Genomic DNA, 13,476 nt, shown 5'->3' with positions numbered 1-13,476 from the left:
CCGGTGCTCCGGATACCGTGGGAGACGTGACCCCGCCGGGCGTTCGGCCCGCCGGGACCATGTGGAGGTGAGCACAGGGTGGGAACCCCCGAGGAGAGCGGCGCGGTGCGTCTGCCGCAGCTGCGGCTGGACGAACTGCTGGAGGAGCTGCAGTCCCGGATCGACGCCGCCCGGGGCACCCGGGACCGCGTGCACCACCTGCTGGAGGCCGTGCTGTCGGTCGGGCGGGAGCTGGACCTGGAGGGGGTGCTCCAGCGCATCGTCGAGGCGGCCGCGGCCCTGGTGGACGCCCAGTACGCCGCGCTCGGCGTGATCAGTGAGGACGGCAAGGGGCTGGTGAAGTTCCTCACGGTCGGCCTCAGCGAGGAGGAGATCGCCGCCATCGGCCCGTACCCCGCCGGCCACGGCATCCTGGGCGAGCTCATCCGCAACCCCGAGCCGCTGCGGCTGGCCAAGCTCTCCGAGCACTCGGCCTCCTACGGCTTCCCGGCCAACCACCCGCCGATGAACAGCTTCGCCGGCACGCCCATCCGGGTCCGCGGCAAGGTCTTCGGCAATCTGTACCTCACCGAGAAGCGGGGCGGCGGGCAGTTCGACGACGAGGACGAGGCCGTCCTGTCCACCCTCGCCGTCGCGGCCGGCGTGGCCATCGACAACGCCCGGCTGTACGAGGAGTCCCGGCAGCGCGAGCGCTGGCTGCGGGCGAGCGGCGAGGTCACCTACGAGCTGCTCTCCGGCCGTCCGCGCGGCGAGGTGCTGGGCAGGATCGCCGAGCGCGCCCGGGAGATAACGTCCTCCGTGCTGGCCGTCATCGCCCTGCCCGTCGGGGACGGGACCAATCTGGTCGTGGAGCTGGCGATCGGCCGCGAGTCCGACATCCACCGCGGTCTGGTGCTGCCCATCGGGTCCAGCCTGTGCGGGCTCGCCTTCCGCGAAGCCGTCCCCGTGACCAGCTCCGACGCCGCCGACGACCCCAGGATCTCCGCCGGGCCGGAACGGTTCGTCGGTCTCGGCCCGGCGGTGGCCGTGCCCATCGGCACCGCCACCGGCGTCCGCGGCGTGCTGCTCCTCGTCCGGGAGAAGGACCGGCCCTCCTTCAGCGACCAGGAGACGGAGCCGCTGCTGGGCTTCGCCGGACAGGCCGCCGTGGCCATGGAGCTCGCCGAGCGGCAGCAGGACGCCGAGCAGATCGCGCTGCTGGAGGACCGTGACCGCATCGCGAGGGACCTGCACGACCTCGCCATCCAGCGGCTCTTCGCCACCGGTATGACCCTGCAGAGCGCCGCCCGCCTGATCGAGCACGACAGCGCCTCCGAACGCGTGGTGCGGGCGGTCGGCGACCTGGACGAGACCATCAAGATCATCCGGTCGACGATCTTCGGCCTGCGCTCCCGCCAGCCGGGGGAGGGCCACAACCTCCGTGCCCGGATCGCGCAGGCGGTCGGCGAGATCGCCGGGCCGATGGGCTTCCCGCCGAGCCTCCGCATGGAGGGCCTGCTCGACACCCAGGTGCCCCGCCAGGTGGCCGACCACGCGGTCGCCGTCCTCGGGGAGGCCCTGTCCAACGCCGCCCGGCACGCCCAGGCCACCCGCACCGACGTCGCCGTGAAGGTGACCGCCACGGAACTCGTCCTCACGGTCTCCGACAACGGGGTGGGCATCCCGGAGGGGGGACGCCGCAGCGGACTCCGCAACCTCACCGAGCGGGCCGAACAACTCGGCGGTTCCTTCGAGGTGACCGGCACGCCCGGCGGCGGCACGACCGTCACCTGGCGGGTGCCGCTGGAGGCGGACTGACCGCACCCTGGACCCGCGCACCCGGCTCCGGGGCGGGGCGAATCCCGCGATGTCCGGCACGCCACCCGTCCCGGCCCCGTCCCGGGGCCCGTTCCGGCGGAGGCGGTGACACGCCGGGCACTTGCCGGGACTAGAGTCCATCGGGAACGATCGCATGTCCCGGGGGAGTTGCCCGGTTCCGCTGCCCGCGGCGCCGGTCCGTCACCGTGGCCGGAGGACCCGGCCCGCCGGTGCCGGACGGCCCGTCCGGGCCTCGCGGAACCGCTCCGGCCCGCGGCCCCTATGACACGGAGGAACAGATCGATGGTCTTCGGGCGTTCTGAACGCCGCGGCGCGGCCGCCGTCGAGCCGGTCACGCTGAAAATCCTGGTGGCGGGCGGCTTCGGCGTCGGCAAGACGACCCTGGTCAGCACGGTCAGCGAGATCAAGCCGCTGCGCACCGAGGAGATGCTCACCGAGGTCGGGCGGCCGGTGGACTCCCTCGAAGGCGTCGAGGACAAACGCACCACCACCGTCGCCATGGACTTCGGCCGGATCTCGCTCCGCGACGATCTGGTCCTGTACCTTTTCGGCACCCCGGGGCAGGACCGGTTCTGGTTTCTCTGGGATGAGCTGGCGCAGGGTGCGCTGGGTGCGGTCGTCCTCGCCGACACCCGGCGGCTGAGCGACAGCTTCGCGGCCGTCGACTACTTCGAGCGCCGCGGCATCCCGTTCACCGTCGCCGTCAACTGCTTCGACGGCGCCGACCGCTACCCGCCCGAGGTGGTCAGTGAGGCCCTCGACCTCACTCCCGGCACTCCGGTGATCCTCTGCGACGTGCGGGAACGGGCCTCCGCCAAGGAGGTTCTGATCTCCGTCGTCGAACACGCCATGGACTTCGCCTCCGACCAGCCGGAGCCCGTCACCACCTGACCGGCCCGCCGTGCGCTCCCCGCAACCGGCCCCGCTCCGCGGGGTCATCGCTTCGCGCGGTCCCGTCCGGACAGCGAACGGCCGTCGACGGGGAAGTCGAAATAGCTGTCCGGGAAAGGCTCGGGCTGATAGGTGTAATGCCACCATTCCCGGGCGTAGTTGACGAAGCCCACGCGCTCCAGCCCCTCCTTCAGCAGCAGCCGGTTCTTCCGCTGCCCGCCCCGGACGCGTTCGTCGAGGGTGTGGGAGAGGGTGTCGAAGCAGTCGTACCCGGTGCCCATGTCCACGGAGTTGTCCGGGAACCGCTCCCCCCGCGGCGCGGTGCACGGCACCAGCGGCATGCCGGGCCGGTAATGCCCGCTCTTCCGGGCCGGCAGCCGCACCAGCGTGAGATCGACGGTGCTGCCGCGGCTGTGCCCGGAGCGCTCGGCGATGTAGCCGTCCTCGAACAGCCGGGACTTGTCGACATCCGGATAGAACTCCCGCTTCATCCGCTGGTCGCCGCGGTCCTCGGCCCAGCGCACGAAATGGTCGACCGCCCGCTGCGGGCGGTAGCAGTCGTAGACCTTCAGGGTGTATCCGCGGGCCCGGAAATCGCGCTGGGCCCGCTGGAGCGCCCGGGCGGCCGGCTCGGTGAGCAGGCACAGCGGCTTGCGGTAGCCGTCGATCCGGTCCCCGACGAAGTTGTGCTCCGTGGCGTAGCGGATGTCGTGCAGTATCGTCCGGTCGACGGACCGCAGGTCGACGAACTCGCGTGGAGCACGCGGCTCCCGGCCCTCGCGGGGACCGGCATGGGCCGGGGCGGCCGGGGCGGCCGAGGCGGCCGAGGCGGCTGGTGCGCCGGCGGCCAGGACGAGCAGGGCGGTGGCAGCGGCCGCCATCCGGGCGCGCACGCCGGTACGGAACACGGTGCTTCCGGGACACAGGAGTTGAGGCATGTGAAGTCCTTTACCGCACGTCGGCCTTCCGGGAAACCGCACCGGCGGACCCTCCTCCGGAGAACCACGCGGCGCACCGCGGACCACGGCGGTCCGGCGTCGGGCCGCGTCCCTGCCCGCTGCCTCCTCGCATGCCGTCCCGCTCCGCCCCGGTCACGCTCCGCGCCTCCCCGGGAGCCGCGCCCGCAAGTCCCGGGACGGCGCTCCGCCTGCCCGGGGCGGCCGCGAGCGCGACGGCCACCGCCCGCGCCCCGTGCCCCGCGCGCGGCCGCGCCGCCGGCCGCGGGCCGGGGACGCGGCGCGCACCGTGCGGGGTTACCCGCCCACCGCCGTCCAAACGGCCGCAGCCGCCCGTGGCCACCCGCCCGCGGTCCCGTTCCCTCGCACCGGCGGCGCGATACGTCGCGCCAGGGGGACACGGATACGGGTCGCCCGGCCGCCGGGGCCGCCCGCACCCCGTCCGCCGTGACGCCTCCCTCACGGATCCGGCCGGGACGGGGTCCGGAGAAGCCGCCCGGGGAGAACGCCGCGTCCGCTACAGTCCGCCCGTGATGACCGAGCCGCAACCGGACTCCCACTGCTCCTCCTGCGGTGCCGCCTTCCCTCCCGGCACCGGATGGCCCCGTACCTGCGCGAGCTGCGGCAGCGTCGCGTACCGCAACCCGCTGCCGGTCGCGGTGGCCCTGCTCCCCGTCCGCACGGCGGACGGCGGACGGGCCGGCGGCGCGGGGCTGGCCGTGGTGCGCCGGGCCATCGAGCCCGGACGCGGACGGCTCGCCCTGCCGGGCGGCTTCATCGACCACGGCGAGGACTGGCGTGCCGCCGTCGTCCGTGAACTCCGTGAGGAGACGGGCATCGAGGCCGCCGAGCGGGAGGTGCGCCTCGCGGACGTCCTCAGCTCCCCCGGCGGGCACCTGCTCGTCTTCGGGCTGCTGCCCGAACGCGACGCGGCGGACCTGCCGCCGTCCGCCCCCACCGACGAGACCGACGGCTGGCGGATCCTGCACGCCCCCGCCGAACTCGCCTTCCCCCTGCACACGGAGGCCGCCCGCGGCTGGTTCGTGGGCCGCTACCGCTACGCGCCCGTCTGACGGGCACCCCTCCCGTCCGCCGGGGCGGGACCGCACTCCGGAGTCACCGGCGGCCGCGGCCCTCAGATCCCGCGGATCCGCAGCGGCAGCGCGATCTCTCCGCCGCCCTCGCGTTCGACCACCACCCGCCCGCCCTCGCGCCGGGTGGTGAACCGTTCGAAGCGGGAGCGCTCCGAACCGTCGCCCGTGCCGGCGGCGAACACCCCCCGCCCGGTCCGTCCGGGGGCCGGAGCCCACACCTCCAGTTCCATGCCGCCCGCCGGCGACGCCACCGGCAGCACCGCGCCGGCCCGCGCCAGCACCGGGATCCGGGACAGCGGCGCCTCCAGCACGGCCGTGCCGGGCCCCTCGTGGACGTCTCCGGTCACCGTGTCGTACCAGCGCCCGCGCGGCAGCCGCACCGCGCGCCGGACCGCCCCCGGTTCCAGCACGGGTGCCACCAGCAGCGCGTCCCCCAGCAGAAAGGCGTCCCCGCAGTCCCGCAGCCGCCGGTCGGCGGGCGTACCCCACCACAGCGGACGGACGTACGGCGCCCCAGTGCGCCGCGCGATCCGCGCCAGCGTCAGGAAGTACGGCAGCAGCCGTTCGCGCCCGGCCAGCGCCGCCCGGGCGTGCTCCAGCACCCAGGGTGCCGCGTCCCACGGCTCCCGCGGTCCCGCGCCGCCGTGGCCGTCCGCGGACCGGGTGCGGAACAGCGGCAGATACGCGGCCAGCTGGAACCAGCGCAGGAACAGCTCCGCCGGCAGCGGCTCACCGCCGCCGACATCCGGCCCGCAGTACGGCACCCCGCACAGCCCCAGCCCGAGCACCAGCGACAGTGACGCCCGCAGCCCCCGCCAGTCCGCCACGGCCGGGCCGGCCACCACGCCCCCGTAGCGCTGCGTGCCCGCCCAGCCCGCGCGGGAGACGAGGAACGGCCGCTCCCGCGGGCGCAGGTCGAACAGGTACTCGTGAGCGGCCCGCGCCATCAGCAGACCGTAGACGTTGTGCGCCTCCCGGTGGTCCCCCTCCCGGCCGTCCAGGGCGTGCCGCGCCGACAGCGGCAGCGTGGCGTCGCCGAACGCCGCCAGGGACAGCGGCTCGTTCCCGTCCAGCCAGAGACCGGCGGTACCGCGGGGCAGCCGCTTCTCCAGCAGCCCGCCCCACCACGTGCGCACCCGGGCGTCGGTGAAGTCCGGGAACACCGCCTCCCCGGCCGCCGCCAGGCCCCGCACCGCGCGGCCCCGGGCGTCCCGGACGAAGGCGCCGGCGGCCACCCCGCCGTCGTACACGGGATCACCGCGCTCGGCCCGCACCGCGGGACGGACGGCCGTCACCAGCCGGACCCGCTCGGTCCCGGCCCCGGCCCCCGAAGAGGGCCCGCTCCCGTGACCGGCCCCGCGGGCGGTCTCCCCGGCGGGCCCGCCCCCGCCCCTCCGCCGCGCCGGCAGACCGGGCGGACTCACGTGCAGCGCCGACAGCGGCAGCCCGAGCTCCCGGTGCGCCGCGGCCACGGCCCGCGGGCCGACCGCGTCGTCGCCGCCGTACGCGCCGCAGGCGTGCTGGTGCCCGAACGCCCAGCCCGGCGGAAGCGCGGGCGCCCCCGTGAGCGCGGTCCAGCCGCGCAGCACCCGGGCCGGCCCGCCCACCACCGTCCAGGAACGCACCGGACCGCCATCGAACCGCAGTTCGCAACTGCCCGGCCGGTCGTGCCCGGAACCCGCGCCCTCCGCGCCCTCCCGCAGCCGGGCCCAGCCGTTCCAGGAGTTGTCGTGGAAGACCAGATGCGTGCCCGCGTCCGCGACGACCAGTTGCACGGGCATCGTCACCGGCAGCGGATCGCTCCCCGGCCCGAACGCCCCGCCCGGGTCCGTGTTCCAGAGCCGGTACGCCCCGTCGGGCAGCCGCGGTCCCGTTGCCCGGGCGCCGAGCCCGAAGAACCGCGCGTCCGCCGCCACCCGGGAACACTGCGTCCAGCGGGACCCGCCCCCGGCAGGGGGCCCGGCGGCCGCGGTGTCCACGGGGTCCCACCAGCGCGGCGGCAGGTCCCGCCGCAGCACCACCCCGCCCGGCGTGCGGAACTCCACCGCGCCCCGGTGCGAGACCGCCACCGTCATCCGCTCGGAGACGACCCGCCAGCCGCCCTCCGTGTCGGGCTCCAGCTCCGCCCGCGCGTCGGCCGCCGGGCAGCCGTGCGCCAGGGCGTACGACGGCTCCGGCCCGGCACCGTCCCAGCCGCAGAACACCGCACCGCCCACCGTCACCCGCACCAGCAGCGAAGACCGCGCGAACCGCACCACCCCGCCCCCGGGCCGCGGCTCCGCGCCCTCGGCGGCTCCCGGGACCCGGGCCCGCTCCGCCCCCGGGCGCGGCAGTGCCACCGCGTCCGCCCGGCTCCGGCGCCACGCCGACCGCACCCCCCGGGCCGCTCCCAGCACTCCCACCGACCGCACCAGGCCCCGCGCATCCATGCTGCTCAGACTGCCACCCGGCCGGTCACCGGGGAGAGTCCGGCAGTCCTTTGTTCAACTGTCGTTCACCGCACCTTGGCCGTCCCCCCGGACGGCTGTCGTCCGACGGGCGCGGGAGCACAGGGCACACCCCGGCGCACGGCCCCGCGTGTGGCGCACGCACACCCCCCGGCGACCCGCTGTGGTGGACCCGCCCTGGTGCGCGGGCCGATCCCATGGCATCGTCCTGCACAGCCGCCGCGCACACGCACGCCCCCGGCCACCACCCCGGGGGCCGGGCCGTGCGCGGCGACGACGCACACGACGCGTGACCACAGCACGGGAGCCGCCATGACCGCCGCGCACAGCGCAGCACCGACGACCGCCGACGGACCGGAGCAGCAGGAGCCCCTGTGGAGCCCCGGAGCCGACCGGATCGAGGGCGCCCGGCTCACCCGCTTCCAGGCCTGGGCCGCCGAGCGCTTCGGCGCCCCCGCCGCCGTCCCGGGCGACCCCGCCGCGAGCTACGCCGCCCTGCACCGCTGGTCCGTGGACGAACTGGCGACCTTCTGGCAGGCGCTCACCGAGTGGTTCGACGTCCGCTTCGCCACCCCGTACGAGACCGTGCTCGCCGACCCCTCCATGCCCGGCGCCACCTGGTTCCCCGGTGCCACCCTCAACTACGCGGAGCACGCCCTCCGCGCCGCCGAGGACTCCGCCCGCGCCGGCGAGCCGGCCCTGCTGCACGTCGACGAGACACACGAGCCGCGCCCCGTCACCTGGGCCGAACTCCGCCGCCAGGTCGGCTCGCTCGCCGCGGAACTGCGCCGCCTCGGCGTCCGCCCCGGCGACCGCGTCAGCGGCTACCTCCCCAACATCCCCCAGGCCGCCGTGGCCCTCCTGGCCACCGCCGCCGTCGGCGGCGTCTGGACCTCCTGCGCCCCCGACTTCGGCGCCCGCAGCGTCCTCGACCGCTTCCAGCAGGTCGAGCCCGTCGTCCTCTTCACCGTCGACGGCTACCGCTACGGCGGCAAGGAGCACGACCGCACGGAGACCGTCGCCGAACTCCGCCGCGAACTCCCCGGCCTGCGCGCCACCGTGCACATCCCGCTGCTCGGCGCCCCCGCACCCGAGGGCGCCCTGGAATGGGACGCCCTCACCGCCGCCGACACCGAACCCGTCTTCGAGCACGTCCCCTTCGACCACCCGCTGTGGGTGCTGTACTCCTCCGGCACCACCGGACTGCCCAAGGCCATCGTCCAGTCCCAGGGCGGCATCCTCGTCGAACACCTCAAGCAGCTCGGCCTCCACTGCGACCTCGGCCCGGAGGACCGCTTCTTCTGGTACACCTCCACCGGCTGGATGATGTGGAACTTCCTCCTCTCCGGCCTGCTCACCGGCACCACCGTCGTCCTCTACGACGGCAGCCCCGGCTACCCCGGCACCGACGCCCAGTGGCGCGTCGCCGAACGCACCGGCGCCACGGTCTACGGCACCTCCGCCGCGTACGTCATGGCCTGCCGCAAGGCCGGCGTCCACCCCGGCCGGGACCTCGACCTCTCCCGCGTCCAGTGCGTGGCCACGACCGGCTCCCCCCTCCCGCCCGACGGCTTCCGCTGGATCCACGACGAGGTGTCCGAGGACCTGTGGATCGCCTCCGTCAGCGGCGGCACCGACGTCTGCAGCTGCTTCGCCGGCGCCGTGCCGACCCTCCCCGTCCACATCGGCGAACTCCAGGCCCCGGGCCTCGGCACCGACCTCCAGGCCTGGGACCCGCAGGGGCGGCCCGTCACCGGCGAGGTCGGCGAACTCGTCGTCACCAACCCCATGCCGTCCATGCCCATCCGCTTCTGGAACGACCCCGACGGATCCCGGTACCGCGAGAGCTACTTCGACATGTTCCCCGGCAACTGGCGCCACGGGGACTGGATCACCGTCACCCCCCGCGGCTCCGTCGTCATCCACGGCCGCTCCGACTCCACCCTCAACCGCCAGGGCGTCCGCATGGGCTCCGCCGACATCTACGAGGCCGTCGAACGGCTCCCCGAGATCCGGGAATCCCTCGTCATCGGCGTGGAACAGCCCGACGGCGGCTACTGGATGCCGCTCTTCGTCCACCTCGCGGACGGAGCCGTCCTCGACGACGCCCTCCGCGACCGCATCAAGCGCGTCATCCGCGAGCAGCTCTCACCCCGCCACGTCCCCGACGAGATCATCGAGGCCCCGGGCGTCCCGCACACCCTCACCGGCAAGCGCATCGAAGTCCCGGTGAAGCGGCTCCTCCAGGGCATCGCACTCGACAAGGCGGTCAACCCGGGCTCCGTCGACAACCTCGAACTGCTCCGCTTCTACGGGCGCCTCGCCGAGCAACGCGCCGCCCGCCGCCCCTGAGGGCGGCCCCGCCAACCGCGTGGACCGGCCCGCGGCCGGCGGCCCCGGCGCCCCGCCCGGCGCCGGGGCCGGGCCCGTACCGCCTGCACGGAGGTGCGCCCGGCGGCGCGACGGGGTGCGATGCCCGCGCCGCGGACCCGGGGGAGGGCACACGGCCCCGGAGCCGCCGGCCACCGCCCCTCCTCGCCCGTCCGCACGCGACGCCGGGACACGATGTCACACCCCTCGGTTACGTTCAGTGATAAATCCGGTTCCGCTGGGAACCACACGTAACCAAGGGGGAGTCCTGGCCATGTCCCGATCCGACCGCAAGACCACGGCCGCCCGGCAGCCGCTGCTCCGCGAAGCCACCGCCACCCTCGCCCTGCTCGCCGACGAGGACGACTTCGCCGCCATGCGGGAGTACCCGCCCTTCACCGCACTCGGCGGCTACCGCGCCTACCTCCGCCAGACCGAGGAGGCGCTCCGCGCCCTCGCGGCCCGGGACGGCCACACCACGGTCGCCCTCCTCGATCCGGACCGCTACCACGCCTACTGCACCGAGCACGCACTCGATCCGGCGAAGCCGGCCAGCCGCGCCCGCTACACGGCCGAGGTCGCCGCGGCCGGCGCCACCGTCCCCTACGACGGACAGCCGGTCGGCCTGCTGCTGCCCCAACTCGTCGACGCCGCCGAGCGCCGCGCCGGTCTGGAGTTCGCCACCACGCTCCTGGCCGCCGCGGGCGCCTGCCCCGGCTGCGGCGAGGACATCGGCCGCACCGCCTGCAGCCGCGCCTCCCAGGCCCTGCTGCGGCTCGCCGCCGCGGCCGGCCCGGGCGTCCACCACCTCGTCTGCAGCATGCCCGCCGGTCCCGCGCCGCTCACCGCCGCCCTCCACGTCGAGAGCGGGGAGCGCGGGGGGCTGCGGAGCCCGGAAGCGGAGACTCTGCTGTTCTGCTCGGTGCTCGCCGCCGGGATCGCCACCGGCGCCCCGGGCGGAGTCGTCCTGCGCACCAGCGTCCCCGACGGCCGCGACCGGCTGCGCGGCTGGGCCCTGCGCGGCGCCTGGCTCCGCCCCCTGACGGCCGCCGAGGTCTTCTCCGCCTACTGCACCGACCCCGAGACCGGCGAACCGGTGGCCCCGGAACCGGGCGTCGACCACCTCCCGGGCTTCGACCTCCCGGAACCGGACGGCTGCTGCGGGCCACCGGCGGACGGGGGCTGACGCAGACAGCCGGTGGCCGCTCCGCCGCGGCGGAGCGGCCACCGGCCCGCCCCACGCCCCAGGGGAACCGCGTCCGCCGGTCCCGCGCCGGAATCACTCCCCGGACAGCACCGCCTGCGCGGCTCGCCGCGCCTCCTCGGCCGTGTCGGCCGCCCGGGCGGCGGCCGCAGCCCGCTCGCACTGGGCCAGGGTGTGCTGGGCCAGCGTCGCGCGCACATACGGGAGCGAGGCGGCGCCCATGGACAGACTCGTCACCCCCAGCCCCGTCAGCACGCAGGCGAGCAGCGGATCGGAGGCAGCCTCCCCGCACACCCCGCAGCTCTTGCCCTCCGCCTTGGCGGCCTCCGCCGAGACCGCCACCAGGTCGAGCAGCGCCGGCTGCCAGGGGTCCTGCAGCCGTGACACGGCGCCGACCTGCCGGTCCGCCGCGAAGGTGTACTGCGCGAGGTCATTGGTGCCCAGCGAGAGGAACTCCACCTCCTGCAGGATCGACCGGGCCCGCAGCGCGGCGGACGGGATCTCCACCATGGCCCCGAACTTCGCCCGCAGGCCGGCCTCACGGCAGGCGTCGGCGAACGCCCGCGCATCGGTGCGGTCCGCCACCATCGGAGCCATGACCTCCAGATAGACCGGCAGTCCCTCGGCGGCCCGGGCCAGTGCCGTGAGCTGCGTCCGCAGCACCTCGGGATGGTCGAGGAGGCTCCGCAGGCCCCGCACACCGAGCGCGGGGTTCGGCTCGTCGGCCGGGGTCAGGAAGGCGAGCGGCTTGTCGGCCCCCGCGTCCAGTACCCGTACCACCACCCGGCCCTCCGGGAACGCCTCCAGCACCGTCCGGTAGGCATCGACCTGCTTCTCCTCCGGCGGCGCGTTCTCGCCGTCGTCCAGGAACAGGAACTCGGTACGGAACAGCCCCACGCCCTCGGCGCCCGCCTCGACCGCCGCCGGCACATCGGCCGGCCCGCCGATATTGGCCAGCAGCGGCACCTTGTGCCCGTCCGAGGTCGCCCCCGGCCCGGTCACCGCGGACAGCGCCGCGCGCCGTTCGGCCGCGGCCGCCTCGATCTCCGCCCGCTTCTCCGCGCCCGGCGACACGAACACCTCACCGGTGCTCCCGTCGACGGCGACGACCGTTCCCTCCCCGAGGTCGCACGCCCCCGGCAGCGCCACGACGGCCGGCACCCCCAGGGCCCGCGCCAGAATCGCACTGTGGCTGGTGGGACCGCCCTCCTCGGTGACGAAGCCCAGCACCAGCGTCGGATCGAGCAATGCCGTGTCGGCCGGGGCCAGATCCCGCGCGATCAGCACGTACGGCTCGTCGCTGTCCGGCACCCCGGGCATCGGCACCCCGAGCAGCCGCGCCACGATCCGGTTCCGCACATCGTCCAGGTCTGCCACCCGCCCGGCCAGATACTCCCCGGCCCCGGCGAGCAGCGACCGGTACGCCGCGAGGGCGTCGTACACGGCACGCTCGGCGGTGCTGCCCACCGCGATCCGGCGGTCGACGTCCGCCATCAGCTCCGGGTCCTGGGCCATCATCGCCTGGGCCTCGAGCACCGCCTGCGCCTCACCCCCGGCCAGTTGCCCCCGGGCCGTCAGGTCCGCGGACACCGCTTCCACGGCCCGCCGCGCCCGGGCCTGCTCACGCGCCGCCTCGTGCTCGGGAATCTGCTTGGCGGGCGGCTCCAGCACCGCCGTCCCCATGTGCCGGACCTCGCCGATCGCCACTCCGTGACTCACACCGACGCCTCGCAGTGTTGTGTTCATCGCACCCGTCTCCGATCGATGCGGCCGGGCCCTGCCGCCCGCCGCGGGGGAAGTCGTGTCCGCCGTTCCGCGACGGCGTCGTGCTCAGGTCCAGGAGAAGAGAACGGTGCCCGCGGCGACGTCACCGGACTCGGAGATGTCGGAGAGCGACTCCACGGTGGCCTCCAGCGCCACGACCGGACAGACCGGGGACTTGCCGGCCGCCTCGACCTGCGCGGGATCCCACCGCACGATCGAGTCGCCCCGGCGCACGGTGTCCCCCTTGCCGACCAGGAGTTCAAAACCCTCACCGTTGAACTGCACGGTGTCGATGCCCAGATGCGTCAGCACACCGTGTCCTTCCTCGTCGACGACGACAAAGGCGTGCGGGTGCAGGGAGACGACGATGCCGTCCACGGGCGCGACGGCGACGGACGGCTCGCGCACGGGGTCAACGGCGGTGCCCGGTCCCACCATCGCACCGGAGAACACCGGATCGGGCACCGCCGCGAGTCCGATGGAACGGCCGGCGACCGGGGACGTCACGGTGGTCATGGAATGCCTCTCAAGCAGAGATTGATCGAGCGGCGCCCGGCGGGTCGTGCCCGGGGCGGCGTGCTGCCAGCAGCCTAAGTCAAGGGACCCCAAACGGGCTGGTGCCGAATCGATTTGCTTTGCCGTGGCGGTGCGCTGTACTGTCGAACCCCTGCCCACGAGGGAGCATCGCCGGATCGGCCGTGCCGAGTGGGTGGCACCCTCCAACTCTGTGAAGTGGCAATCGACTTCCGCTCTCCGCATGCCCCTGGGGCACTGGTCGGAGAGAGTCAGAAGCACTGGTAGGGTGGGAAACACCGAAGGGAAGCGCCCGGAGGGCCCGGAGACGGGGCCGAAGGAAGCGTCCGTTCCTTGAGAACTCAACAGCGTGCCAAAAGTCAACGCCAGATATGTTGATACCCCGTCCGGGCGGCAAG

General features: G+C 74.9%; 9 protein-coding genes. 5 read left to right on the top strand and 4 right to left on the bottom strand.

Annotation, left to right across the window (positions count from 1 at the left end):
- Positions 1-105: 105 nt before the first annotated feature.
- Positions 106-1,797, top strand: coding sequence for a GAF domain-containing protein (locus KBZ10_RS27320; protein WP_307847628.1), 1,692 nt, complete (start codon positions 106-108; stop codon positions 1,795-1,797).
- A 303-nt stretch (positions 1,798-2,100) separates the two neighbouring features.
- Positions 2,101-2,709, top strand: coding sequence for an ATP/GTP-binding protein (locus KBZ10_RS27315; RefSeq protein ID WP_210990414.1), 609 nt, complete (start codon positions 2,101-2,103; stop codon positions 2,707-2,709).
- A gap of 44 nt (positions 2,710-2,753) precedes the next feature.
- On the opposite strand, the gene KBZ10_RS27310 is transcribed toward KBZ10_RS27315, so the two are convergent.
- Positions 2,754-3,590, bottom strand: coding sequence for a M15 family metallopeptidase (locus KBZ10_RS27310; RefSeq protein WP_210990431.1), 837 nt, complete (start codon positions 3,588-3,590; stop codon positions 2,754-2,756).
- Positions 3,591-4,198: 608 nt separating this feature from the next.
- Between KBZ10_RS27310 and KBZ10_RS27305 the strand changes: the two genes are divergently transcribed.
- Positions 4,199-4,738, top strand: a complete 540-nt coding sequence (locus KBZ10_RS27305) for an NUDIX domain-containing protein (RefSeq protein WP_210990413.1) — start codon at positions 4,199-4,201, stop codon at positions 4,736-4,738.
- Between the two features lie 62 nt (positions 4,739-4,800).
- Here KBZ10_RS27305 and KBZ10_RS27300 read toward each other — a convergent pair whose 3' ends face one another.
- Complete coding sequence (locus KBZ10_RS27300) at positions 4,801-7,188, bottom strand: TIM-barrel domain-containing protein (protein ID WP_210990412.1); 2,388 nt, start codon at positions 7,186-7,188, stop codon at positions 4,801-4,803.
- Positions 7,189-7,518: 330 nt separating this feature from the next.
- Here KBZ10_RS27300 and KBZ10_RS27295 point away from each other — a divergent pair, with 330 nt between their 5' ends.
- Positions 7,519-9,558 carry an acetoacetate--CoA ligase gene (locus tag KBZ10_RS27295; protein ID WP_210990411.1) on the top strand — a complete coding sequence of 680 codons (2,040 nt, stop codon included), beginning with the start codon at positions 7,519-7,521 and terminating at the stop codon, positions 9,556-9,558.
- Between the two features lie 292 nt (positions 9,559-9,850).
- Positions 9,851-10,762, top strand: coding sequence for a hypothetical protein (locus tag KBZ10_RS27290; protein WP_210990410.1), 912 nt, complete (start codon positions 9,851-9,853; stop codon positions 10,760-10,762).
- A gap of 93 nt (positions 10,763-10,855) precedes the next feature.
- Here the strand turns inward: KBZ10_RS27290 and ptsP are convergent, their stop codons facing one another.
- Both ptsP and KBZ10_RS27280 read right to left on the bottom strand, forming a co-directional pair.
- Positions 10,856-12,526 (bottom strand): phosphoenolpyruvate--protein phosphotransferase, encoded by a 1,671-nt coding sequence (gene ptsP, locus KBZ10_RS27285; protein ID WP_210990409.1) that lies wholly within the window; start codon positions 12,524-12,526, stop codon positions 10,856-10,858.
- Positions 12,527-12,610: 84 nt separating this feature from the next.
- Positions 12,611-13,060 carry a PTS glucose transporter subunit IIA gene (locus KBZ10_RS27280; RefSeq protein ID WP_210990408.1) on the bottom strand — a complete coding sequence of 150 codons (450 nt, stop codon included), beginning with the start codon at positions 13,058-13,060 and terminating at the stop codon, positions 12,611-12,613.
- Between the last annotated feature and the right edge of the window lie 416 nt (positions 13,061-13,476).

The sequence above is a fragment of the Streptomyces sp. F63 genome, assembly GCF_018070345.1.
Lineage (GTDB): Bacteria > Actinomycetota > Actinomycetes > Streptomycetales > Streptomycetaceae > Streptomyces.
The sequence above is the reverse complement of the archived record's forward strand: the minus strand, read 5'-3'. Positions and strand labels throughout refer to the sequence as shown.

What these genes read in the sequence shown, in the direction of transcription:
- KBZ10_RS27315 (WP_210990414.1), top strand. Translation starts at nt 2,101, where the DNA reads ATGGTCTTCGGGCGTTCTGAACGCCGCGGCGCGGCCGCCGTCGAGCCG.
- KBZ10_RS27310 (WP_210990431.1), bottom strand. Translation starts at nt 3,590, where the DNA reads ATGGCGGCCGCTGCCACCGCCCTGCTCGTCCTGGCCGCCGGCGCACCA.
- KBZ10_RS27305 (WP_210990413.1), top strand. Translation starts at nt 4,199, where the DNA reads ATGACCGAGCCGCAACCGGACTCCCACTGCTCCTCCTGCGGTGCCGCC.
- KBZ10_RS27300 (WP_210990412.1), bottom strand. Translation starts at nt 7,188, where the DNA reads ATGGATGCGCGGGGCCTGGTGCGGTCGGTGGGAGTGCTGGGAGCGGCC.
- KBZ10_RS27295 (WP_210990411.1), top strand. Translation starts at nt 7,519, where the DNA reads ATGACCGCCGCGCACAGCGCAGCACCGACGACCGCCGACGGACCGGAG.
- KBZ10_RS27290 (WP_210990410.1), top strand. Translation starts at nt 9,851, where the DNA reads ATGTCCCGATCCGACCGCAAGACCACGGCCGCCCGGCAGCCGCTGCTC.
- ptsP (WP_210990409.1), bottom strand. Translation starts at nt 12,526, where the DNA reads ATGAACACAACACTGCGAGGCGTCGGTGTGAGTCACGGAGTGGCGATC.
- KBZ10_RS27280 (WP_210990408.1), bottom strand. Translation starts at nt 13,060, where the DNA reads ATGACCACCGTGACGTCCCCGGTCGCCGGCCGTTCCATCGGACTCGCG.